We start from the raw sequence: 24823 nt of genomic DNA on the forward strand, positions 1-24823 counted from the left end.
ACAAGAGAATCCTATTTCTCTTTTTTTTTGCTAATCAAACTAACAACAAAAAATTTAACTTAACGAATGGAGATCACAGCGCAATCTGTATGGAGTAATTGTCTCGCTTTTATAAAAGATAATATACAACCGCAAGCCTATAAAACTTGGTTTGAACCTATAGATGCTGTTAAGCTTTCTGGTAATGCGTTGAGTATTCAAGTGCCTAGTAAATTTTTCTACGAGTGGCTAGAAGAGCATTATGTTAAAATCTTAAAAGTCTCACTGACAAAAGAATTAGGTGAAGATGCCAAATTGGTGTACGTTATTAAAATGGAAAACACTTATGGTAACAAGCAACCTTTTACAGAAAAAATTCCGAGTTCAAATCGATCTGCTGTAAAATCGCAAGATGTGGACGTTCCTTTTAACAACAAGAGTCCTGAACTTAGAAATCCGTTCATAATTCCTGGAATTAGAAATGTAAAAATTGAATCGCAACTTAATCCAAGTTATAGTTTCGAAAATTTCTTAGAAGGAGATTCTAACCGGTTAGCTAGAAATGCAGGAATTGCTGTAGCTAACAAACCTGGTGGAACCTCTTTTAATCCGTTATTAATATTTGGAGGTGTTGGTTTAGGGAAAACACATTTAGCACATGCCATTGGTGTTGATATTAAGGATAAATATCCTGAAAAAACAGTCTTATATATTTCTGCTGAAAAATTCACTCAACAATATATAGATTCTGTAAAAAAGAATAATAGAAACGATTTTATTCACTTCTATCAAATTATAGATGTGCTTATTATAGATGATGTACAGTTCTTATCTGGCAAAACAGGTACTCAAGATGTATTCTTTCATATATTTAACCACCTACATCAAAACGGAAAGCAAGTTATTTTAACAAGTGATAAAGCCCCTGTAGATATGCAAGATATTGAACAGCGCTTATTATCGCGTTTTAAATGGGGACTTTCTGCCGAACTGCAAACGCCAGATTTTGAAACAAGAGTTTCTATTCTGAAAAACAAGTTATACAGAGATGGTGTTGAGATGCCTGAGGATATTATTGACTATGTAGCCAAACATATTAAAACTAATGTTAGAGAGTTAGAAGGTGCTATTATATCATTAATTGCGCAATCATCTTTCAACAAAAAAGAAATTACTATTAATCTTGCAAAAGATATCGTTGAGAAATTTGTTAAGAATACAAAGCGCGAAGTTTCTATCGATTATATACAAAAAGTGGTTTCAGATTATTTTCAAATGGATGTGAATACACTTCAATCCAAAACAAGAAAACGCCATATTGTTCAAGCGCGTCAGTTAGCCATGTTTTTTGCAAAGAAATATACTAAAGCATCTTTGGCAAGTATTGGTTCTCAAATTGGGCAACGTGACCATGCCACTGTACTACATGCTTGTAAAACTGTAGACAACTTATCTTCAACTGATAAGCAATTTAGAAAATACGTAGAAGACTTATCTAAAAAGTTAGCGCTTTAATTCACGATGACTAATATATTAATGGTATGTTTAGGGAACATTTGTCGTTCACCTTTAGCACAGGCTGTATTACAGTCTCAACTACCTGAAGACTCTTTTTATGTGGATTCAGCAGGTACGGGAGCCTATCATATTGGTAATCCACCTGATAAACGTTCTATTGCCATTGCCCAAAAGCATGGATTAGATATCAGTACGCAATCTGCAAGACAATTCAAGGTGTCAGATTTTGATTCTTTTGATTATATATTCGTAATGGACCAATCTAACTATAACGATATTATTGCCTTAGCTAGAAATGACAATGATATAAGTAAAGTGCAATTATTCTTAAAGCCAAATGTTTCAATTAAAAATAAAAATTTGCCAGATCCGTACCATGGTAATCAAAGCGATTTTGAGAATGTATACCACCTTATTAATGAAACTTGCCACACATTAAAACAGATGCTAAACCCATAAAGATCAGCGCAAAACATAAAAATAATCATCTTTTTTTCGTAAATTAGTGCTTAATCCATAAACAAATTAAGATGAAAACTTTAAAAACTTTACTTGCCCTCATATTCTTAGTTGTTTCTTTTTCCGATGCTCAAAACATAGAATTAGAACTTTTTGCCACTAATTTAAACAATCCTGTAAGTTTGAAACATGCAGACGGCAATATGCTTTATGTTGTAGAACGACCAGGCTATATACAAGCCGTTAATGTTGATGGCAACGTGCAAAGTGCTCCATTTCTAGATATTGAAGATCGCGTAAGCGATTCTGGAAATGAAAGAGGCCTATTGGGTTTAGCTTTTCATCCTGATTATATTAATAATGGATATTTTTATGTAAATTACATCAACAACTCCGAAAATACTGTGATTTCTCGCTTCACAAGAGACAGTGATAACCCAATGATAGCAGATGCTACTTCTGAATTTATAATTTTAACCTTTGATCAACCCGGTTCTAATCACAATGGCGGCGATATGGCCTTTGGTTCTGATGGTTATTTATATATTTCATCTGGCGATGGCGGTGGTGGCGGAGATCCGTCTAATAATGCACAGGACCTTTCAAGTTTATTAGGTAAGATTTTACGTATAGACATAGATACAACAACATCTAATCAAAATTACAGTATTCCTTCTGATAACCCGTTTGCAAATGATTCTCAAGCAAGCCCAGAGGTTTTTGCTTATGGATTAAGAAATCCATGGAAATTTTCTTTCGATCGCCAAAACGGTGATTTGTGGATTGCAGATGTAGGTGAATCTGAGTATGAAGAAATCAACATGGTCACCGCTACCGAGGCTGCTAGCGGAATTAATTTTGGCTGGAGATGTTATGAAGGAAATATGGCTTTCAATACTGACGGATGCGCCGATCCAAGCGCTTTTACTTATCCTATAGATGGTTATAATCATGAAGATGGTGAACCTAAGTGCTCAATAACTGGAGGGTATCGGTATAGAGGTACTGAAAACCCTAACTTTAACGGTTGGTATTTTTTTGCTGATTTTTGCAGTCAAGAAATTGGGTATTTAATCTATGATGACGTTAATATGTCTTGGAATAAAACCTTGGAGCAGTTTTCAGGTCAATGGACCTCTTTTGGTGAAAATCCAAAAGGAGAACTATTTATTTCAGATATATCTTCTGGTAATATTTATCGACTAACAGACGCTACATTAAGTGTAGACCGTAATTTACGAACCGCTATTTCTGCTTATCCTATTCCTACAACTAATATTTTAAACATTAATTTTGGTACTACAAATCAAATGCATGATGCATCAAAAATAGCCATTTACAATTTACAAGGAAAAGAAGTAAAAACAATAGCTCGTAATTCAGAATCAATTCAAGAAATCAATACATCTCAGCTTTCAAAAGGTATGTATATTTTAAAAATTAATACTGAAGATGGGGCAGATTATATTCAAAAACTGGTTAAATATTAATGAATAATACAAAAGGGAAACTATACCTCATTCCAACGCGATTGGGCGATAATCCACCACTAGAAGTTTTACCAATTTCAATTAAAAAAATTATTGAAGACTTAGATTATTACATCGTTGAAAATGAAAAAACAGCGCGACGATTCATAAAACGAATATCAACAGGAAAATCACAACCCTCTTTAAAGCTTCAGGTTTTAAATAAATACACCACCGAAGCCGAACGTAATACATTTTTAAATGTCTGTTCTGAAGGAATTTCTATTGGCCTTTTGTCTGAAGCTGGTTGTCCCGCAATTGCAGATCCTGGTGCCGACATTGTAAGTTTAGCGCATCAAATGGATATTAAAGTTGTGCCGTTGGTTGGGCCATCTTCCATTCTTCTCGCCTTAATGGGCTCTGGAATGAATGGTCAAAGTTTCACTTTTAATGGTTATTTACCAATAGACAAAAGTGAGCGTAAATCGAAATTAAAAAGCTTAGAACGTTTGTCTTCTGAACACAATCAAGCACAAATTTTTATTGAGACTCCCTATCGAAACATGAAAATGCTAGACGATTTAACTAATACATTACACCCAAATACTAGAATATGTGTGGCTTGCGATTTAACCTTACCAACAGAATTTATTAAAACAAAAATCGCAAAAGATTGGACACATAATAAAGAAGATCTCCACAAAAGACCCGCTATATTTATTATCCAAAAAGATTGATTATAAGTTATTATTTGGAAGAAAGATGATAAACCGAAGATTAAAGTTTCAATACTTTAATCTTCGGTTTTATAGTATATTGACATTAGTGATTGCAAGTTTAAACATAATTCTACAGAGAGAATTTGTGAATTCATATATAACCTATGCTAAACCATAAAAATTCAGAGAAAATATAACCTGAGAAAAAACTTCGAACAATTACCTAATTATTAGAATACCTAAACCACACAGTCATTAAGATTAAGCATAATAGAATTTAGATACTACACCTTATAACTGTGATTTTTTTACTAAACTATATTCACTGATCAATGATTCGTAAAAATTGCTTAACACCTACTGGAATTATAGAGTTACCCGAGCCTTCTTATCTGGCGTTATTGTAGACGTATCATATCCCGAAAACTTTTTCATGTAATATTTTACGGAAGAACCATAGGCATCCGAAAGATTATTAGTCCCAAAACTGCGTAAAAATTTCTTAACATTACCAGGACCAGCTAAGTGCGCTGCTGCTAAAATACCCGATTCTGTAATTTTTACACCTGCGATTTTTTTACCTTCAAAACGTTTAATATCTTTTCTTAATACCCATTTATTACGCTCAGCATTGGCCACAAAAGCCTTTTCTTGTAACTCTGGGTTGTATAAAAATTGGTTTGGAGTATAAATCCCAATTAATTTTAAGGTTTCAGCTCCAAATTGATACTTTCCTAGATAACCTAAGGTATTAACTGTAAAATAATTTCCACGAGATTCTTTAAATGCTAAAGCCTCCTTAAAACCTTCAAAAGATTTTCCGAGATGTGGAGTAAATAAGCTCTGCTCAATGGTATAATCTTGAGTCATCATAGCGAATTCTTCCGATATGTTATAATCAAGTTCTAATCCTTCTGTAGAATATGTCTCTGGATTAAGAGAAGGACTCGGGTACAATGCTAATGCACCGAGCAAACAAATTGTAAATGGTATGACAAAATTCTTAACGCTATTTAAACTCATAACAGCAAAATTTTTATTGCAGAAAAGTTCTAAAAACTGTTCTACAAAATTCGCGTGCAAATATACGACATATTTATATTTATTGAAAATCAACCGTTTAAGTGTGTAAAAACCACTTTAAAAGTAGACACCATGCCATTTTAGTCGTCCATTGTCATTCAATTCTAAAGTGGGAAATGGCACCTTAATAACATTAAAGACGTCAAAAATGGTTTTTAGAACGTGAGAATTTGTCTTAACCCGAGTTAAATCGACATCTAAGCTTAAGTAATATTGACGTGTTCTATTTTGGTTTAAAAATAAAGGACCATTTGGTTTTCCAGTGAGCATCCCTTCAGCTCCATAACCAATTGCTAAATTCAACCAATTAGGAATGGCTTCTGTTTTTAGAAAAGAATTGATATTTGCACTTAACCAATAGGTTTGGCCATTATAATCCTTTAGAAATTCTTCTAAAAAACCATTGCCGAGTTTATTTGGCCGTTGTTCTGCGAAATGAGTTCTATGAAATGAATATTTTAATACGATTCTTTGTTCTTCCCAAAGTAATTCTTGACCCACATGTAATCCGGTACCAACTGAATTGGCGGCAATATCTGTCCAAGAAAACCCCCATTCTTCAGAAAAACCATCCATAACTTCAACTGCGGTAAGAAAACCAAACCCTAAAGTAGAACCATAAAGTATTTGGTCTTTTTTACTTACTCCAGCCCAATTTAAAGTGTTTGCCCCTAAACGCCCTAACTGGTACGATGAAAACACATGACCCATTTTGTCCATTTGCAACCATTCATTGCTATCATTTAAAGTCTTGAAATTTGACCTAGAATAATCGGCATACCAAAGCTGATTGAGTCCTAATAATGTAGCGGAAGCAACAGTAGTTTGCGTGAGAACAACCGTATTTCTACGTGATTCGTTTAAAGAATCACTCGGTTTTAAAAATAGATTAAATTTTGATTGTGAAAATAATGGGCCACTTACCAAAAATAATAATACAATATGGCTTAAACCCCATTTCACCCCTTACCTATTTATACCTTGAGATGACAAATATTTGTGATATGCTCTCGCATTATTATTATGTTGTCCTAAAGTTTTAGCAAATTTATGGTAACCAATACGCTTCGGATCTGCCGCAAAATATAAATAATTATGACTTTCTGGATTTAGAACAGCCTTTATAGCTGATAGATCTGGCATAGCAATTAAGCCAGGAGGCAAGCCTCTATTTTTATAGGTATTATATGGAGAATCTATACTTTTATGCACATTTAGAACTCGTCTTATAATAGTGTTTTTATATAATGGTAACTGATATGCCGCAAATTTCAAAGTTGGATCGGCTTGCAAAGGCATACCAATCCGTAATCTGTTGAGATATACGCCTGCCACCCTTGGTTGCTCATCCGCTTGCTTAGATTCTTCGTGAACTATTGAGGCTAATGTAATGACTTCATTTGGAGTTAAATTCATTTTTTTAGCTTGGGCGGTTCGGGTGTCTGTCCAAAACCGATTAAACTCTGTTAACATTCTGTCTCTAAACGTTTCTGCAGAGGTATTCCAGAAAAATTCATAACTATTTGGCAGATACATACCTAAGGCTGTTGCTTTATTGAAACCATTTTTTGATAGAAATGTTTCATCGGTCATTGCTGTTAATAATTCTAAACTATCAGCTTCAATTTGTGTGCTTATTCTTCCTGCTAAATCTGCTAACGTATGTTGATTGTTAAATGCTATTTTTAAAGGCAGGTTCTTACTTCTAATGGAATTGATAATATCATTATTATTCATACCATTAGAAATCGCAAATCGACCAGCCTTAATATTCGTGGTATATTGTTTCTGTTTCGCTAAAGCATCAAACGTATCAATATCATCTAAAAGGGGTTCTAATTGCGCACGCACATCAGAATAATTGGCATTAGTTGGCACATAAATATAAGCCGTTTCGTTATTAAACGTTGTATTTGAAGCAAACATAGCTCCATATATATAATAGGCAAAAAAGCCAAAAATAACCAAACCAATAAGGGCAATAGCCCAAAGAATTTTTTTAATGTACATAGTTAATTGTTAATTCGTTGCAATAGATATTCACTGGTAAACATCTTGCCATCAAAACTCCAGTCTTTTTTTAGCCCAATTTTTATAAAACCGTTATTTTCAAACAGTTTTAAGCTTGCTGAATTTGCTTCAGAAATATTAGCATAAACTTGATGCAAATGTAGAGTTTGAAAACAATAATCCACTAATAAATTTAAAGCTTCTTTACCAAGACCTTTATTTCGGTTTTTCACATTTTGAATTAAAATTCCGATACCGGCTCGTTTATTTTTAATATCAAAGTCGAACACATCAATTAAACCAATAGTATTGTCTGATGAGTTACATATGGCTAATCGCAATTGTTTAGCCTCAAAAATATCTTGTTGCGCATTTTGAAGATATTGTTTAATTAAAAATCTAGAATACGGGGTTTGGGTATCGCTTAAATGCCAAAGTTTTGTATCATTTTCAATGCTATGTACAAAATCTAAATCTTCAGGTTCTAAAGCTCTTAAATATATATGTTTTCCTATTAAGTTTACCATTCTATCTCTCCCTTAAAAACTAATTCAGCTGGCCCAATTAACCAAATATCTTTATAACCGTTATTAATACTATTAAAGGTTACTTTTAGCTCACCTCCTTGAACTTTCAAACTTACAATATTGCTTTTCGTCTTAGCTGTTTTATGCATAGCTAGGGCTACAGCGGTCACTCCGGTGCCACAAGACAAGGTTTCGTCTTCTACTCCACGTTCGTAGGTTCTAACTTCAAACTTATCTGTGGCTAATTGTTCAACGAAATTAACATTGCTCCCCGTTGCATTATATGGCTTACCGTATCTTATTTTTGCCCCCTTCGTTCTAACTTCAAAATCAGAAATATTAGAAACCATTTCCACATGATGTGGTGAACCCGTATCTAAAAACTGATGATTTTCGAACGTTTCAATTTCGGTCACATCTTGCATTTGAAGTTGAACCGTTTCTTTTTCAATTTTTGCTTTGTGCAAGCCGTCAATAGCTATAAATTCAGTTTCATTTTCAATTAGCCCTAAGAATTTTGCAAAAGCAACAATACATCGTCCACCATTACCGCACATACTACTTTCGTTGCCATCTGCGTTATAATAGACCATTTTAAAATCGGTGTTCTCGTCATTTTCTAACAAAATAAAACCGTCCGCACCAATGCCAAAACGTCGATGGCATAAACGCTCAATACGTTTGGTATCATTTTTGTTTATAGACTGTAAACGATTATCTACGATTATAAAGTCGTTTCCCGTACCTTGATATTTGTAAAATGTCATAATCATGTGACCTTTTTTATTCTTATATAATTGACACCTGCGGTTTGCAAAACATCTGTCATTGATCTGACGGTGTATTTAATCTCCTGGCGTTATAATTAAGGCAAATATAAGAATATTAGACTATAAGTTCAGGTGTTAAACACGAGTTAAAGTTGACGTTAAAAAGTCGTTAAATCTAAAATTGAAATCAATAAATTTCTAATTTTAATCGTTAGTTAAACATGAATTAATAATACTTAAAACTAAAAGCATGAAGAAGATAATAACTTTAGTATTTGTCTCCGTCTTAGGTGGTATATTAACCTTAGGAGGCTACAAACTTTTAATTGAAAATGAATCAAGTCCGCTAGTTGTTGAGCAGTCTTCTGATTTTCCGGTTTTTGTACCGGCATCCACTCATAATACTCTAAACACTAATGCTGCCATGGCACCTAATTTTGTAGAAGCGGCAGAACGATCATTAGATGCTGTTGTTCATGTAAAAAATACGGCTACTGTTAATGCACCAATGTCCATGCGCGATTTATTTTACGGTCGTAGTTCGCAACGTGCGCAAGTAGGTACAGGCAGTGGAGTTATAATTTCACCTACGGGTTATATTGTAACCAATAATCATGTTATTAAAAATGCCAACGAAATCAGTATAACTTTAAATGATAACAAAGTATATAGTGCAGAACTAATTGGCACGGATGAAACTACAGATATTGCATTACTTAAAATTGAAACCGATGACGAATTACCTTTCATGGCTTTTGGCGATTCGGATAATGCAAAAATCGGTGAATGGGTTTTAGCCGTTGGAAATCCATTTAATCTCAATTCTACAGTTACCGCAGGAATTATTAGTGCAAAATCGAGAGATTTAACCGGGCAACATTTACAATCATTTATTCAAACAGATGCAGCCGTGAATCCTGGAAATTCTGGAGGCGCTTTAGTTAATACCAATGGTGATTTAATTGGAATTAACACCGCAATTTCTTCTCAAACCGGTTCTTATATTGGTTATTCTTTTGCAGTGCCAAGTAATATTGCTCGAAAAATTGTGAATGACATTATGGAATATGGTAATGTACAGAACGGTATTCTTGGAGTTGTAGGCGGAGCTTTAAATAGTAAGGCTGCTGAAGAATTAGGCACAGATACCACAGAAGGATTTTTTGTTAGTGAAGTACAAGAAGATACTGGTGCTGAAAAAGCAGGAATTAAATCGGGTGATATTATAAAGAAAATTGATAATGTTAATATCAATAAATTTTCGGATTTAACAGGTTATTTAAAAACCAAAAGTCCAGATGATACTGTTAAAGTGACCTTATTGCGAGATGGAGAAGAAGAAGTGTTACCTGTAACCTTGCTTAAATCAACGAGCTACAGCTTACCAACAATTGGTTTAATAAAGAATGCGTCAGATAGAGATTTAAAACGATTTAATGCAGAATATGGGGTGAAAATTTCTAAACTCGACAAAGCCAATAAATTGTCTTGGAACCAGAATGGAGTTGAAGAAGGAAGCATTATTACAAAAATTAATGGTAAGAAATTAAATTCTGTAGAGGATGCCCAAAATGCTATTAGAACCAGACAATATAATGAACCACTACAAATTGAATTGATTAATAAAGACGGCGAAAAAGTGGTTTTTAATTTCAGATAACATTATAACAGATAAAATATCAATAGCCCTTCAAAGTATTATTCTTTGAAGGGTTTTTATTTTCGTTTAAATATGTTACGAAAACGTTTGAAATATAGTATTTTTGCGCAAAATCTAAACCAATAAACTAAACAACATATGGGTTTTAATGACACTTACGAAAAAGAGTTAGCGTTTCAGGCCGATCGTCGAAGAGCAACCGTAGAATTTATTAAAATTGTTAGCGACTTATGGTATGACAAGTCTATTGAGCTTGTTTTATTCAGAAATCAACTCATCGATAGAAACGTGAGCGAAATTTTAAACTTGCATGAATATGCCGGTGAATTTGTTCAAAAGCCAATTTCTATTTTCGATTCTGTTGAAATTGCACAAGCTATTAATGCACTAACCCTACCTCCTGCAAAATTAGATATAGGGAAACTTACTTATGAGTTCCATTTAGAAGATCAAAAATATGGTAACGCTACTGCATTTGTAGCTGCTAAATTAGGGAATGCCAAAAACAATAAAACCATTGAACCAAAAGATGTTGTACTGTATGGTTTTGGTAGAATTGGTCGTTTAGTAGCTCGCGAATTAATGACGCGAACAGGAAAAGGTACACAATTACGATTAAGAGCAATTGTAACTCGAGGCGACATTAATGAAACTGTTTTAGAAAAACGTGCGTCTCTGTTAAGAAATGATTCCGTGCATGGAGATTTTTCTGGTATGGTGAGCACTGATGTTAAAAACTCTGCTTTAATAATTAATGGTACTACGGTAAAAATCATTTCTGCAAAAGCACCAGAAGATATTGATTACACTAAATATGGTATTAACAATGCTTTAATTATTGATAATACAGGAGCATTTAGAGATAAAGAAGCATTAAGCCGACATCTAAAATCGAAAGGAGTTGATAAAGTATTATTAACCGCACCTGGCAAAGGAGTTCCGAATATTGTGCATGGAGTTAACCAAAAAGAACATGACCCTGACCAAGTTAAAATATTTTCGGCAGCCTCTTGTACAACAAATGCTATTACTCCTATTTTAAAGGCAGTTGAAGACTCTTTCGGTATAAAAACGGGGCATTTAGAAACAATTCATGCTTACACTAATGATCAAAATTTGGTAGATAATTTTCATAGTAAATACAGACGTGGGCGTGCTGCTGCATTAAATATGGTAATAACTGAAACCGGTGCAGGTCAAGCCGTTAGCAAAGCATTACCTTCTCTAGAAGGAAAGTTAACCTCTAATGCCATTAGAGTTCCTGTTCCAAACGGTTCATTAGCTATTCTGAGTTTAGAATTAGAGAATGAAACCTCAGTTGAGAGCATGAATACTATTATGAAGAAATATGCACTTGAAGGTGATTTAGTAGAGCAAATAAAATATGAAATGAGTGATGAACTAGTATCAAGTGATATTGTTGGCAGTTCTGCACCTTCTATTTACGATAGTAAAGCAACAATTGTTAGAAAAGATGGCAAGAACGTAATATTATATATTTGGTATGATAACGAATATGGTTACAGTCACCAAGTGATTCGTTTAGCAAAATACATTAGTAAAGTAAGACGCTATGCTTATTACTAAAAATTTTTGAAAAGGAAAATTTAAAAATCTTGTCTAACGGCAAGATTTTTTTTGCTTAAATATCATTAAGTCTTCCAAGTGTAATATTATTTCATGCACTGTTATCGTTGCAAGATATAAAATCTACATGTTAAGCTTAATTCTAAATTGGTAATGGTACTATTAATAGTATAGAAATTGATGAAATAATAAAAACACTCAGTCATATAGTCAGTTTCATTATGGATTTAAATAGACTTTAGAGTTGAGTTAACTAGTTTTAAATAAATCTTAAATCCCTGACGTTTACAGACCGGATGATGAGAACCAAAAAAAAAATTAAGGTAGGTAATAATGAGATGTCTTTTCAATGATGGTATTAGTTATAAGTTAGCACTAGACTTTATATCTAACATTAATTAGATGCTTATTTTATTATGAAAATTTTACGTTTATGCCTACTTAACATCTAAATTAAAATTTCTATCGTATATAACATGCCTCCTAATTTTAAGAGGCTATTTGTTTTGTAATTGTTCTATGAAATCCTCATAAAATTATTATCTTGGCACCTATTAATATAACACATCCATAAAATTACCTCTAAGATGAAATTCTTAACCAAAGTCATTGTAATTCTTTTAGTTACAATTAGTTTTCAATTCACAACCGCACAAACTTCTGGAGAACAAGAAGAAAAATTATCTCTTAACAGTGGCACTATAGATAATCAATTTGAATTTGTAATAAGAAGGTCTAATAGTTGGCAAGATTATAAAACGGTTAAAAAAACATGGTTATATGCTTTAAAGGCACATACATTAGATTCACTTAAAGCGGTTCATAAAGATTTAGCAGACACACAAGCAATTGTAGAAACGCAAGCTGGTGAAATAGAAACTCTTAAATCTAATCTCGCAAATACAGAATCTACACTAAGTTCAACGAATGACGAAAAAGATAATATTTCATTATTTGGTATTCAGACGAGCAAATCGAGTTATAAAGTATTAATGTGGAGTATCATCGCAGGTCTTTTAGTTTTATTATTATTCTTTATCTACAAGTTTAAAGGTAGTAACTCTTCAACTCGTGAAGCAAAACATAAACTAGACGAAGTAGAAACTGAATTTGAAGAACACAGAAGAAACGCTTTAGAGCGAGAGCAAAAAGTGAGACGTCAATTACAAGATGAATTGAATAAGCAAAAGTCTTAGAGCAACTTTCTCTGAAAATTTATAAAAATTAATCCGTAATTTTAATTGCGGATTTTTTTATGACCATTATTAAATCACATATTGATCATTTAGAATATTTAGTACCATTATTTAATGATTACCGCATATTCTACAAACAATCGTCAGATAAAAAAGGAGTAGGACGTTATCTATTAGATCGTTTTAAAAATAAATAGTTCCGATAAAAGAACGAACTATTTTATCAAAAATTTTGTTTAACCTAATATCTTAACTAATAATTCTTTTAACAAATCACCTTGAGGTGTGGCATTAGACCCAACACCCTTGCTTTTAACATCAAATTCGCGTAACACATTAATTACATAACTTACCTTTTTCATTGGGTAATTTCTAGAAGCATCGATGTATTCATTCACAAAATAAGGATTTACTTTAAGCGCAGAAGCCACACTTCTCGGATTTCTATCAGACATACCGTGCAGGTGCAATATTTGCGAAAAGAAATTGAATAGTAATGTAACAGTTACAACCATTGGATTATCCTTAGGGTTATCTGCAAAATACTTAGCAATTTGATGTGCTTTTACCACATTGCGTTGTCCGACAGCTTTTCGTAATTCAAAATTATTATAATCTTTACTAATACCTATGTTTTCTTCAATATGTTCTGGAGTTATCTGTGTGCCTTCCGGTAAAACAATTTTCAACTTGTTGAGTTCATTGTCTATTTTGCTGAGATTGGTGCCTAAAAACTCAACCAACATTTGTGCTGCTTTGGGTGAAATGTTGTAATTCTGACCATTTAAAACACGCCTTATCCAATCAGAAACTTGGTTTTCGTACATTTTTTTACTCTCAAAAACGATACCACCATTTTTACTAATCGCTTTATATAATGCTTTTCGTCTATCTAGTTTTTTGTACTTATAATTGAGAACCAATACTGTTGTAGGTTGCGGATTAGCAGCGTATGATGCCAACTTTTCAATAGATCTACTTAAGTCTTGAGCTTCCTTAACAATAACTACTTGGCGCTCTGCCATCATCGGGTAGCGTTTAGCGTTGCTAACAATATCATCAATTGTAACATCACGTCCATAAAGCACCATTTGGTTGAACCCTTTTTCGGATTCTTCAAGCACATGATCTTCAATAAAGTCTGAAATTTTATCTATATAATAAGATTCCTCACCCATTAAAAAATAAATAGGTTTAAGGTCGCCTTTTTTTATGGCTGAAACTAATTGTTTTACGTCGTCCAAATTTTTTTTAAATACCAAAAATTAAAAGCACCAAATTCCAACGGTGAATTACTAAAGTTTGGAATGTGGAATTTGTGCATTGGATATTGTTTCTATGTCCTTAAATTTGACTAAAATTAACAATCAAAGTGTTTCAAGAACTCAACTTTCCAAAGTTTGAATACCGTTTCAAAAGTACTGAAAATAAAGTTTCTATTTTTGATGTCATCCGTAAAAAATTCATCATTCTTCAACCCGAAGAATGGGTCAGACAACATTGTGTTCACTTTTTAATTAATTTTAAAAACTATCCTAAATCACTAATTAACGTTGAGAAAGAGCTTATTATAAATGGTTTAAAGAAGCGCTATGATATTGTAATTTTTAATCCTAACGGAAGTATTTATTTAATTGTAGAATGTAAATCGCATCATATAAAAATAGACCAAACCACTTTCGATCAAATTGCACGTTATAACTTAACTTTAAATGCCACCTATTTAATGGTTACTAATGGCTTAAATCATTATTATTGTGAGATGGATATGAAAAATGAACGCTATTCGTTTTTAAAAGCAATTCCAGATTATAAAACCAACTAAATGTTTAAAACCAAAGATATTGCGGTAGTTATTTTAAACTGGAATGGAAAAACCCTTCTCGAAAAATTTATACCGTCTATTTTAAAATATTCTGACGATGCGGTAATATATGTTGCAGATAATGCTTCAACTGACGATTCGGTAGCTTTTGTGACTGAACGATTTCCAACGGTGCAAGTCATTGAAAACTCAGAAAATAGTGGCTATGCCAAGGGCTATAATGAGGCGCTTAAACATGTTGATGAGCCCCTATTCTGCTTGTTAAACAGTGATATTGAAGTTACCGAAAATTGGCTTCAACCTATAATATCTGAATTTAATAGCGATGCAAACACAGCGATCATTCAACCAAAAATATTAGACTATAAAAACAAATCTTATTTTGAATACGCTGGTGCTGCCGGCGGATACATAGATAAGTTTGGTTATCCATTTTGTAGAGGACGCATTTTCGATACTATTGAAAAAGACAGCGGACAATATAACGATACCAAAACTATATTTTGGGCATCTGGGGCTTGTCTATTTATTAAAAATTCAGTTTTTAAAAATTTGGGCGAATTTGATGAAACCTATTTTGCTCACATGGAAGAAATTGATTTATGTTGGCGTGCATTTAATTCAAACTACACAACAAAATATGTGGGCAGTTCAACGGTCTACCATGTTGGTGGTGCAACATTGAGTAACACCAATCCCAGGAAAACCTATCTCAATTTTAGAAACAGTTTATTTACACTAATTAAGAACACGGATACTAATATAATTTTTAAAATTGGATTTAGAATGGTACTAGACGGTGTTGCTGCCCTTCGGTTTTTATATCAATTAAGGCCCGCTTTTTTAGTCGCTATTCTTAAAGCTCATTTATCATTTTATTGCAATTTGCCGCGCCTTATTAAACAACGAAAAGAAATACCAAAACGATCTGGTTATTATGAAACTAACTCTATAGTTTGGGCCTATTTTGCAAAGAATAGAAAAACGTTGTAATTGTAAATAAAACTGTTAAAATTTTTGTTAATCGTTATCTAGTCCTCTATTCTTTTGCATAATTTTGCTATGTTAAGATTAACAATATAAACAAGATTCAATTATGAAAAAATTAATGTTATTAAGTGCATTTTCTTTGATGTTTTTAGCATCGTGTGTTTCTAAGAAAGAACATGTTGCGCTTCAAGAAAAATACCAAGAAAGTCAAGATTTATTAAATACCGCAACTGTTAAATTAAATAGTTGTTTGTCTGATGCTGCGGCTGCAAATGCCAGAGTTGAAACTATGAAAGACCAGCTTTCTGATTTACGTAAAGCCAATCAAGATTTAATTGATACTAAAGGAAACTTAACAACGCTAACTCAAAAAGGTGCTGAAAACCTTGAGAGATCTTTAGAAAGTTTAAAAGAACGCGATTTAAAAATTACAAGATTACAAGATGCTTTAACTAAGAAGGATAGTGTAACTTTAGCTATTGTTACTAGTTTGAAAAAGGCTGTTGGTATTAATGATCCAGATATTGAAATTAACGTTGAAAAAGGTGTGGTATTTATTTCTATTGCCGATAAATTATTATTCCAGAGTGGTAGTTATAATGTAACTAATGAAGCTAAAAATGTATTGGCTAAAGTGGCTAAAGTTGTAAACAGTAAGCCAGATTTTGAGGCCATGGTTGAGTCGCATACCGATAATGTACCATATAACAAACCACCATTAATTGATAACTGGGATTTAAGTGCTAAGCGTGCTACATCAGTAGTTAGAGTATTAGAAGACTTAGATGTAAATCCAAAACAATTAATTGCTGCAGCTCGTAGCTATTACGTACCATTAGTAGATAACGATACGGCTTCTAACAGAGCAAAAAACAGACGTACAAGAATTGTGGTTATGCCAAAAATAGACCAGTTCTATCAAATGGTTGAAGAAGAAATGAAAAACTTAGCAGAAGGTAATTAATTCCTTTTGAAATTATACTAATTTAAAAAATCCGGTTTTGCCGGATTTTTTTTGGTTTTGTTTGAAGTGAGTGCATTGATATTATTAAATTGTTTTGTTATAATGGCATAATTGTCATCGTAGAATACAACGGATTTAATTTAATAATTGTAATTAGCTGTTGTTTTCTATGGACTTAGGGACTCAAATTTATAGCCTGAATAATATTCTAAAGTTGTACCTGAGTTAATATATGCCAAAGTCGCTAGACATAAAATTGCCTTCAGTAAACAATCCATATATCAAAAATATGGTATGACTTTTATTTAACTAAAAACGTTTTAAGCTATTAATAACTAGAGGCTCCTTAAAACAATTCTACACTACGCTTCAACTTTTTGTTTTTTAAACGTCAGTGTAAATGCTGAGCCTTCGTTAATTTTACTTGTTAATTCAATTGTACCGTTTAACGTTTCAATTTGTGTTTTAGTAATATAAAGTCCAATTCCTCTAGAATCTTTACGTTCTGTACCATGAAAAGTTTGGTACATATTAAATACCTGGTCTTTAAATTTAGTCATATCTATACCTATACCATTATCTGAAATTAGAATTTTAATTGTGTCTTTAGAGTGAATAGATTGCACAATTATCTGAGATTTTTTATTTGGATCGGCATATTTTATGCCATTAGAAATTAAATTATAAAATATACTTTCCAAATACGGTCGATTTGTAAATAAAGTTTCATCTTTTCTAAGCGCATTATGAATGGTAACCTCGTTCTTAGAACTGTCTAATTTTAGACTATCGGAAATTTTGTTCACACAACTGTGTAAGTTAATATGCTCATTGAGTAAATTTAAATTTGCTTTAGATTTTATACTAATTATGTCGTCTAAATCGACAATGGTTGCTGTTAAGGATTCAGATATTGTCTTTAAGTGGCCAATAAGGTCCTCTTTTTCCCCTTTATCGTTAGTATCATCATAAAATTCGAGGATATTTTTAAAATTACCAATGTGAGTTTTTAAATTATGAGAAACAATATGTGTAAAATTTTGAAGCCTTTTGTTTTCACTATTAATAACCTGAAGATTCTCGGTTAATTGGCTCTTACGCTTTTTCATCGGCGTGATGTCGATAATGCTTCCAATAACTCGTGTAGGTTTATTATCAACAGTTTTTTCTATTACTTTTCCTTTGGCCAATACCCATTTGTATTTTCCGTTTTGACAAAAAATACGATATTCTTTTTCAAAAATAGAAAGCTCACCATTTAGAAGACGTTCCAATTCTTGAGAATAATCTTCAAAATCATCTTTATGAACACGTAGGCGCCAAGCTTTCACGGTGTCCTTTAATTCACTATCAGAAAAACCAACTATGTTTTTAAATTCTTCCGAATAAAATGTTTTATTTTTTACAATATGCCAATCCCATACTCCTACATTAGAAATTTCTAAAGCGATCTCATATTTATTATCTTCTGTAAAACGATTTAAGGTCTTTTGATTTTTGTATTTTGTTGAACTAGAATTAGTTAGCTTAATTTTAGGGAATTTCATAGATCATACTTTTAATATAAGACACTAAATTCAGGTGTTTGTCACAAATCCCTCTCGATTTAATTCCATTTTTTTAACCAATTATAGTAGAGAAATATGCATTGCAAGTAAGTGAATTAAAGTGTAGTAAATTTAATTCTTTGAAATTCAATTTACAAGACATAAATCATTAAGTTAATGCAAACGTAGGAATTTAGTTAAGATGGTTGTTATCTATAAGTTAAGAATGCAGATTGTATTACTTATTTTTCTTGACTGGATGGTGTTAATTTGAAAGTTAAATCACTGCCAATTATTGTCTAGGATGAAACTTGTTTAATACCTCGCTTAAATGCGATCGGTCCACGTGCATATAAATTTCGGTCGTTGTAATACTCTCATGACCGAGCATCATTTGTATAGCTCTAAGGTCGGCTCCATTTTCTAATAAATGTGTAGCAAATGAATGTCTAAATGTATGCGGAGAGACCGTTTTATTTATACCCGACTTTTCTACTAATTGTTTAATAATGGTAAAAATCATAGCGCGTGTCAATTTTTTACCTTTAAAATTTAAAAAGACAACATCTTTAGAGTGGGGTTGCACGCTAATATGATTTCTGATGGCCAACCAATGGTTTATATAGTTTTGTGTGGACAATCCAATCGGAACAAAACGTTGCTTATCTCCTTTACCAGTGACTTTAATAAACCCCTCTTCAAAAAACAGATCAGATATTTTCAATTCAATCAGTTCGCTTACACGTAATCCACAACTATATAAAGTTTCAACCACCGCTCTATTTCGTTCACCAAGATTCACCCCATTATATTGGTAACTTAAATCTATGGCATTAATTAAATGGTCGATATCTTTTACTGATAAAGTATCTGGGAGTTTGCGTCCCAATCTAGGAGATTCAATTAGGTCTAATGGATTGGTCGTTCTGTAATTTTCGAAAATAAGATAATCGAAAAAATTTCTTAATCCAGATATTAAACGTGCTTGTGATCTTACGTTAATAGATTTAGACACTGAATAAATAAAATCTTTTATAATGGTATGATCTATCGTAAGAGGATCCTTCTTTATATCATGTGTTTCTAGGTAAGATATTAGTTTTTTAATATCGTAACTATAATTCACTATAGAATTTTTAGACAAACCACGTTCAATTTGAAGATAATGATTATAATCTGTGATTGCTTGTTGCCATTTCATGGTTAAAAATAAGGAATAACACATCATTATTGCTATTAACACACATGCGTTCTTATGCCGATCCGAAACAAAATTGTTAATAACTTAAAGTGTATTTACCTGATTATCAATTTTTTATTTTTATTATTGTGTACAAAATTGTTAATAACTTTAAGGAAAATTTTTCAAACATCATAAAAAAGACTTTAGTTTGTAGTAATCAATTTTAAAACTTATATATTATGAAAAAATTATTTTTATGTGCTGCTTTGGCAGTATTTGCTTTTAGTAGCGTTAAGGCACAATCATTTAACGGTAGTGTGAGTGCAGCTTTACCAATGGGTGATGCTGGGGATCTTTCTTCGTTTGGAATTAATTTAGAAGCTAACTATTTATGGGCAGTTTCTGAAGAATTTAATGTCGGCGTGGCCGCAGGGTACCACCATTATTTTGGAAAAGAATATTCCGATTCATTTGCTGGTACAACTATAACTTATGATGCTGAAGACTCGAGTTTCTTGCCTATTTCAGGGGCTGCTCGCTACAGTCTTTCTGAAGAATTTACCGTAGGTGTCGATTTAGGTTATGCAATAGGCATTAGTCCGGATTACAATGATGGCGGATTCTATTACGCGCCTAAAGTACAATATGGAATTAGTGAAGCTATTGATATTGTATTAGCTTATAAAGGAGTAAGTTTAGATGGAGGTTCATTTGATGCCATATCTCTAGGTGTAGAATTTGAATTATAACATTTAAATATATGATTAAGAGAGAGGCTATTCGCCTCTCTTTTTTTTGATCTTAATAAATACTAAGTAAAACCAAATCAAAAAGATTTATACATAGTTAAATGGTCACTGATTTTGATAGCTGATTTTGAGATTTAACTTTGCAATTGAACAATATAAAAATAATAGAGACCGATTTACATTGCTTAAACACAAAATTTATCGATGAATTACACAAAACTTTAACATAATTAGTAATTTTTGATTTCGAGGTAAAGGCTACTTTTGCCGACCAATTAATTAAAAAATTAAACTCAAATTATGAAAAAATTATTATTTACAGCTGCAGTCGCGGTATTAGGATTTACAACTATCAATGCTCAAGAAGAAGCTAAAACTTTTGGTTTTAGTGAAGGTGATATCTTTTTAGAAGGTAATATCGGCTTTAACAGCACTAATAATAAAAATACTGACACTAAAGATAACAGCTTTAATATTAATCCTAAACTAGGTTATTTTATTAATGAAGATTTAGCAATTGGAGGTGAATTATCTTATAGATCCTACAAAGAAGAAGTTGCAGGCACAGATACTGATGACATTTCTGGGTTTGGTGTTGGCGCTTTTGCTCGTTACTACTTTTTGGATTTAGGTCAACGTTTTAAGACCTATACTGAATTCGGTGCAGGTTATTCTAGCTTAAACGATAAAAGCGGTTCTGATGATGTAAAATTAAATACTATTGGTGCTGGTTTAGATTTAGGTATCAACTACTTCGTAACTGAAAAGATCGCATTAACGTTTGGTTTAAAAAATGTATTGTCATTTTCTTCTAGCAAATACGATATTGATGGAGCAGAAGCAGAAACAGATTTTAATTTAGGTTTTGGAGATGTTGCTAACCCTTTTGGAGGTAACGCTGCTTTCGGAATCTTATTTAAGTTCTAGAAAACAAACTTTTATAAAATAAAAACCCAATGCCTCGGCATTGGGTTTTTATTTTATATCAAATTGTTAATTCAATTAATAGTTCCTAATAATTTCAAATTTAAATTATCATTTTATTTTTTATAAAAACGTCTAGAATTTACCTTTCAAATTCAGTTTATTCTATTTATTAGTCATTCTTATTTTAATTTTTTCTACTATTGATTTTAGTATTCTTAAAGGATCTTTATCTAAATTACTCTAAATAATGACTTTAAATAATGACTTTAAAATAATATAGTTCTAATTAATTTTCTAAGACACGCTTTATTGTTTTCGTACGCTGTATTTTTCCATTTACAGTTTCAGCAAATTGGTCTATAGTATAAATCTTTTTTGGTATTTCAAACTTAGTTAAATCCTTTAATTGATTGAGTTTATCATTTATACTATCCATAGAATCCTGAGGTTTTTCAATAATTAAAATTAATTTTTCCCCTAATGAAGCATCCTCTTCGCCAGCTAAAATAAAACGTTGCTTTATAACTGATTGTAATTTATCTTCAATTTGTTCCGGAAATAATTTAACTCCTCCAGAATTTACGACATTATCAAAACGCCCCAAGAGTTTAAAACTTGTGGTCGATTTTAAATCAACAATATCATTAGTAATTAAAGCTTCTTTAACGAGTTTTGGTGCATTAATAACTAAACAATTTCTGTCATCTTGCTCAAAATTAATATCTTGTAGAGCTTTAAAATACATATCTTTATCACCTGATTTAGATTTTAATTGTCTTAGAGCGACATGTGTTACAGTTTCTGTCATGCCATAAGTCTCGTAAAATTTAGGAATACAATCTTTAATTTTTTCAATTAATGGTTGAGTTACTTTAGATCCCCCAACAATTATTGTTTTAATATTCTGAATATAATTTATGGTATGTTTTAATTGTAATGGAATCATTGCACAGAAATCATAAGATTTCTCATAATCGAAAGCTGGTTGCACTGTAGGCTCCACAAAATCGATTTCTAAACCTAACACCAAAGCACGGACAAACATCATTTTACCAGCAATAAAATGACTTGGTAAACAATGTAATGCTTTATCCCCAGGTTCTAATCCAAAAAAGTTACCCGTAGCAATGGCAGAATTAACCATAGCTTGTTTTTTTAATTTAACCTTTTTTGGATAACCCGTAGAACCAGATGTAGTAACAATTAAAAAGTCTTCTTTATTTAACCAATCGATTAAAAAATCACCGGTAATCTTTTCATATTTTTCACCTTCTTTGATAAGACTATAAGCTACTTCCTTTAATTCCTCATGATTAAAATGAAGTCCGTTGAACTTAAATCTGTTATGCACTTTATTGTACGTAGGAGTCATGATTTACTTTATAATTTTATAATCTTCATTTATTGGCTCAGTGACTTTGCCTAATAATTTATCTTTCCAATTAGTCCAGCCGTATTTTTTAGAAAGTATTAATAACATTAATGGATATACGATTAATACTGGTAAAATAATTTCTGATATTGCGCCTAATTCTGGCTCACTAGTGTCTTTAAATAAAGCATCCGTTTGTAACGCTGTCCAATCTGCAGTTACTAATAATGATGCAATAAGGTTATTTCCTAAATGAAATCCTAAGGCCAACTCTAAACCTTCATCCATCAAAGTCATTATTCCTAATAATAAACCTGTCCCCACATAAAAAATCATCATCTGCCAAAATCCTATGGCACCCACTTCTGGATTTGCACTATGGGCTATTCCAAATAATATAGAAGTTAAAATTAATGGAAACCATTTATTCTTTACCAATACACCGACGTGCTGCATCAAATAACCTCTAAATAAATATTCTTCTAATCCTATCTGAAAAGGAAACAACAAAATACTAATTATAAATAGCACAGCAAATTTCCCCGCATTAAACTGAAACACAATATTTTCCGAATCAATGGAATACATTATAAAAAATGTTACCACCGTATAAGTAGTAATCATTAAGAAAGAAAATAAAACTCGACCAAAATCTACCTTAGAGCGAGTAGTAGTTAAAGAGAGGAGACTTCTTTGATGAACAAATTTGACTAAAACAAATAAAAGTCCTAATAAAAATGCGAACGGCAAAAGGTTCATTATTAAAGACAGGTTTGCAGGTATTTGTTTCATCAAATCATAAGCCATCTCCAAATCCGATGGATTAGCAACTAAAAAATAGATAAAATTTCCAATAAAGATTCCGGCAACAAGAATAGTTGTTAAAATAAACATCCAAAGTTGGAGCTGCCCTTTGTAAGCTTGTTGTATATAATTCATTTATAATTTAAATTTCCAAGGTTGATTACAATCGTATTGCAAAGTACCATTTTTTACTGTTAATGGCGAAGGAAAATTGTTAGTATATAAGCTACCTGTTCCTAAACCCTGTGGCATTTTATTTTGAAGTATGTAGGTCCATTGAGCAATAGCATTTAGCCCGATATTACTTTCTAACGCACTTGTTATCCACCAATTTATATTTAAATCTTCCGCACAATTTATCCATTGTTCACTTCCAGAAAATCCACCTACTAAACTGGGTTTTAATATAATATATTGAGGTTTTATAGTTTGAAGTAATTCTTGTTTTTCTAATGGTGAAAATACTCCAATTAGTTCTTCATCTAGAGCTATAGGTAAAGGCGTATTTTTACATAATTCTGCCATCTTATTTAATTGCTTGGACATTATAGGCTGTTCAATTGAATGTATTTGATATTTCGCTAATTGATTCAATTTACTTAAAGCATTTTCAGGTAAAAATGCGCCATTAGCATCGACTCGTAATTCTATATCTGAAATTGAAAATTCCTGCCTAATAGATTTTAAAATATCTAACTCTGTTTGAAAATCTATCGCTCCGATTTTAAGTTTAATACAATTAAACCCTGCTTCAATTTTTTCTTTAATCTGTGAACGCATAAAATCAGCACTTCCCATCCAAACTAACCCATTTATAGGTATAGAATCGTTGCTGGATGTAAAATCCGAAGGAAATAGTTGAAACTTATCTCGGCTTTCTAAAGATTTAAAAGCCGTTTCAAGACCAAATTGAATGCTAGGAAATTCTATAAGACTATGTAATAGATTTTCTAACCCAAATTGAATGTTATTACAAGCCCAATTTAGCTTAGCTTCATAATCCTCACGGTCGTCAATTGATAAGCCTCTTAAAATACCACATTCACCGACCCCTATATAATCTTCATGTTCTAATATTATAAACCAAGTTTCTTTTGTTAACATTACTCCTCTTGATGTTCCACTTGGTCGTTTAAATTTTAGAACATATTTATAATAATTTGCTTTCATAAGTATAACCAAAAATAATCATTTAATTCCGTTTTTTAAGTGTACAAAATATGAAGTCTTATAGTCGCTATAGCAACAGAGAGTCTGTGTTTAACTTAGTGTTTTAGTTTAGTATACACAAAATATTAAAATGTGTCGAATAAATTCTAAATAAAATTTCATAAAACAAAAAAACCCTTACTATAAATATAGTAAGGGTTTCTAAAAAAGGCGGCGACCTACTCTTCCACAGTAAAGCAGTACCATCGGCGCAAACGGGCTTAACTACTCTGTTCGGAATGGTAAGAGGTGAGCCCCGTCGCTATAACCACCTTA

24 protein-coding genes and 1 rRNA gene are annotated in these 24823 nt (G+C 32.1%); 13 read left to right on the top strand and 12 right to left on the bottom strand.

Going from position 1 to position 24823, the window contains the following annotated elements:
- Nucleotides 1-66: 66 nt before the first annotated feature.
- The 4 genes from dnaA to QMA06_RS15015 all read left to right on the top strand — a co-directional run bounded on the left by dnaA (nucleotide 67) and on the right by QMA06_RS15015 (nucleotide 4162).
- Entirely contained in the window at nucleotides 67-1494 is a 1428-nt protein-coding gene (gene dnaA, locus QMA06_RS15000; RefSeq protein ID WP_290207722.1) for a chromosomal replication initiator protein DnaA, read from the top strand.
- A 6-nt stretch (nucleotides 1495-1500) separates the two neighbouring features.
- A complete protein-coding gene (locus tag QMA06_RS15005; RefSeq protein ID WP_290207723.1) occupies nucleotides 1501-1956 on the top strand; it encodes a low molecular weight protein-tyrosine-phosphatase in 456 nt (151 codons plus the stop codon).
- Between the two features lie 71 nt (nucleotides 1957-2027).
- Nucleotides 2028-3446, top strand: a complete 1419-nt coding sequence (locus tag QMA06_RS15010) for a PQQ-dependent sugar dehydrogenase (RefSeq protein WP_290207724.1) — start codon at nucleotides 2028-2030, stop codon at nucleotides 3444-3446.
- On the top strand, nucleotides 3446-4162 hold the full coding sequence (locus QMA06_RS15015; protein WP_290207725.1) for an SAM-dependent methyltransferase: 717 nt from the start codon (nucleotides 3446-3448) through the stop codon (nucleotides 4160-4162). The genes QMA06_RS15010 and QMA06_RS15015 overlap by 1 nt, the downstream gene beginning before the upstream one ends.
- Nucleotides 4163-4510: 348 nt before the next feature.
- On the opposite strand, the gene QMA06_RS15020 is transcribed toward QMA06_RS15015, so the two are convergent.
- From QMA06_RS15020 to dapF, 5 genes are all read right to left on the bottom strand, one after another.
- Nucleotides 4511-5167: a peptidoglycan-binding protein LysM gene (locus tag QMA06_RS15020; RefSeq protein ID WP_290207726.1), complete on the bottom strand. Its 657-nt coding sequence runs from the start codon at nucleotides 5165-5167 to the stop codon at nucleotides 4511-4513.
- A gap of 117 nt (nucleotides 5168-5284) precedes the next feature.
- Nucleotides 5285-6190, bottom strand: coding sequence for a DUF2279 domain-containing protein (locus tag QMA06_RS15025; RefSeq protein WP_290207727.1), 906 nt, complete (start codon nucleotides 6188-6190; stop codon nucleotides 5285-5287).
- A 3-nt stretch (nucleotides 6191-6193) separates the two neighbouring features.
- The gene (mltG, locus tag QMA06_RS15030) at nucleotides 6194-7237 is read right to left on the bottom strand and encodes an endolytic transglycosylase MltG (RefSeq protein WP_290207728.1); all 1044 of its coding nucleotides are present in this window, start codon (nucleotides 7235-7237) and stop codon (nucleotides 6194-6196) included.
- A 2-nt stretch (nucleotides 7238-7239) separates the two neighbouring features.
- Nucleotides 7240-7764 carry a GNAT family N-acetyltransferase gene (locus QMA06_RS15035; protein WP_290207729.1) on the bottom strand — a complete coding sequence of 175 codons (525 nt, stop codon included), beginning with the start codon at nucleotides 7762-7764 and terminating at the stop codon, nucleotides 7240-7242.
- Nucleotides 7758-8537 (bottom strand): diaminopimelate epimerase, encoded by a 780-nt coding sequence (dapF, locus tag QMA06_RS15040; RefSeq protein ID WP_290207730.1) that lies wholly within the window; start codon nucleotides 8535-8537, stop codon nucleotides 7758-7760. Before dapF ends, QMA06_RS15035 begins: the two co-directional genes overlap by 7 nt.
- A gap of 247 nt (nucleotides 8538-8784) precedes the next feature.
- Between dapF and QMA06_RS15045 the strand changes: the two genes are divergently transcribed.
- The 4 genes from QMA06_RS15045 to QMA06_RS15060 all read left to right on the top strand — a co-directional run bounded on the left by QMA06_RS15045 (nucleotide 8785) and on the right by QMA06_RS15060 (nucleotide 13174).
- Nucleotides 8785-10194 (top strand): trypsin-like peptidase domain-containing protein, encoded by a 1410-nt coding sequence (locus tag QMA06_RS15045; RefSeq protein ID WP_290207731.1) that lies wholly within the window; start codon nucleotides 8785-8787, stop codon nucleotides 10192-10194.
- Nucleotides 10195-10332: 138 nt separating this feature from the next.
- On the top strand, nucleotides 10333-11781 hold the full coding sequence (locus tag QMA06_RS15050; protein WP_290207732.1) for a glyceraldehyde-3-phosphate dehydrogenase: 1449 nt from the start codon (nucleotides 10333-10335) through the stop codon (nucleotides 11779-11781).
- A 587-nt stretch (nucleotides 11782-12368) separates the two neighbouring features.
- On the top strand, nucleotides 12369-12977 hold the full coding sequence (locus QMA06_RS15055) for a tRNA (guanine-N1)-methyltransferase (protein WP_290207733.1): 609 nt from the start codon (nucleotides 12369-12371) through the stop codon (nucleotides 12975-12977).
- Nucleotides 12978-13036: 59 nt separating this feature from the next.
- Nucleotides 13037-13174 carry a hypothetical protein gene (locus tag QMA06_RS15060; RefSeq protein WP_290207734.1) on the top strand — a complete coding sequence of 46 codons (138 nt, stop codon included), beginning with the start codon at nucleotides 13037-13039 and terminating at the stop codon, nucleotides 13172-13174.
- A 39-nt stretch (nucleotides 13175-13213) separates the two neighbouring features.
- Here QMA06_RS15060 and holA read toward each other — a convergent pair whose 3' ends face one another.
- A complete protein-coding gene (holA, locus tag QMA06_RS15065; protein ID WP_290207735.1) occupies nucleotides 13214-14221 on the bottom strand; it encodes a DNA polymerase III subunit delta in 1008 nt (335 codons plus the stop codon).
- Nucleotides 14222-14349: 128 nt separating this feature from the next.
- Here holA and QMA06_RS15070 point away from each other — a divergent pair, with 128 nt between their 5' ends.
- The 3 genes from QMA06_RS15070 to QMA06_RS15080 all read left to right on the top strand — a co-directional run bounded on the left by QMA06_RS15070 (nucleotide 14350) and on the right by QMA06_RS15080 (nucleotide 16756).
- Nucleotides 14350-14802, top strand: coding sequence for a type I restriction enzyme HsdR N-terminal domain-containing protein (locus QMA06_RS15070; protein WP_290207736.1), 453 nt, complete (start codon nucleotides 14350-14352; stop codon nucleotides 14800-14802).
- A complete protein-coding gene (locus tag QMA06_RS15075) occupies nucleotides 14803-15795 on the top strand; it encodes a glycosyltransferase family 2 protein (protein WP_290207737.1) in 993 nt (330 codons plus the stop codon). It abuts the gene before it with no gap.
- A 103-nt stretch (nucleotides 15796-15898) separates the two neighbouring features.
- The gene (locus QMA06_RS15080) at nucleotides 15899-16756 is read left to right on the top strand and encodes an OmpA/MotB family protein (protein ID WP_290207738.1); all 858 of its coding nucleotides are present in this window, start codon (nucleotides 15899-15901) and stop codon (nucleotides 16754-16756) included.
- 362 nt (nucleotides 16757-17118) lie between these two features.
- Here QMA06_RS15080 and QMA06_RS15085 read toward each other — a convergent pair whose 3' ends face one another.
- Together QMA06_RS15085 and xerA are read right to left on the bottom strand one after the other, a co-directional pair.
- A complete protein-coding gene (locus QMA06_RS15085) occupies nucleotides 17119-18303 on the bottom strand; it encodes a sensor histidine kinase (RefSeq protein WP_290207739.1) in 1185 nt (394 codons plus the stop codon).
- Between the two features lie 292 nt (nucleotides 18304-18595).
- Complete coding sequence (gene xerA / locus QMA06_RS15090) at nucleotides 18596-19504, bottom strand: site-specific tyrosine recombinase/integron integrase (RefSeq protein WP_290207740.1); 909 nt, start codon at nucleotides 19502-19504, stop codon at nucleotides 18596-18598.
- Nucleotides 19505-19725: 221 nt separating this feature from the next.
- Here xerA and QMA06_RS15095 point away from each other — a divergent pair, with 221 nt between their 5' ends.
- Both QMA06_RS15095 and QMA06_RS15100 read left to right on the top strand, forming a co-directional pair.
- Nucleotides 19726-20235 (top strand): outer membrane beta-barrel protein, encoded by a 510-nt coding sequence (locus QMA06_RS15095; protein ID WP_290207741.1) that lies wholly within the window; start codon nucleotides 19726-19728, stop codon nucleotides 20233-20235.
- Nucleotides 20236-20535: 300 nt separating this feature from the next.
- Nucleotides 20536-21162 carry an outer membrane beta-barrel protein gene (locus QMA06_RS15100; protein ID WP_290207742.1) on the top strand — a complete coding sequence of 209 codons (627 nt, stop codon included), beginning with the start codon at nucleotides 20536-20538 and terminating at the stop codon, nucleotides 21160-21162.
- Between the two features lie 286 nt (nucleotides 21163-21448).
- On the opposite strand, the gene QMA06_RS15105 is transcribed toward QMA06_RS15100, so the two are convergent.
- The 4 genes from QMA06_RS15105 to rrf form a co-directional block, all read right to left on the bottom strand.
- Nucleotides 21449-22534 (bottom strand): AMP-binding protein, encoded by a 1086-nt coding sequence (locus QMA06_RS15105; protein WP_290207743.1) that lies wholly within the window; start codon nucleotides 22532-22534, stop codon nucleotides 21449-21451.
- Between the two features lie 3 nt (nucleotides 22535-22537).
- The gene (locus QMA06_RS15110; RefSeq protein ID WP_290207744.1) at nucleotides 22538-23473 is read right to left on the bottom strand and encodes a CPBP family intramembrane glutamic endopeptidase; all 936 of its coding nucleotides are present in this window, start codon (nucleotides 23471-23473) and stop codon (nucleotides 22538-22540) included.
- Nucleotides 23474-24508 (bottom strand): o-succinylbenzoate synthase, encoded by a 1035-nt coding sequence (locus QMA06_RS15115; protein ID WP_290207745.1) that lies wholly within the window; start codon nucleotides 24506-24508, stop codon nucleotides 23474-23476. It lies immediately after the preceding gene.
- A 205-nt stretch (nucleotides 24509-24713) separates the two neighbouring features.
- Nucleotides 24714-24823 (bottom strand): 5S ribosomal RNA (gene rrf, locus QMA06_RS15120).

Source organism: Winogradskyella bathintestinalis (assembly GCF_030407435.1).
Classification (GTDB): domain Bacteria; phylum Bacteroidota; class Bacteroidia; order Flavobacteriales; family Flavobacteriaceae; genus Winogradskyella; species Winogradskyella bathintestinalis.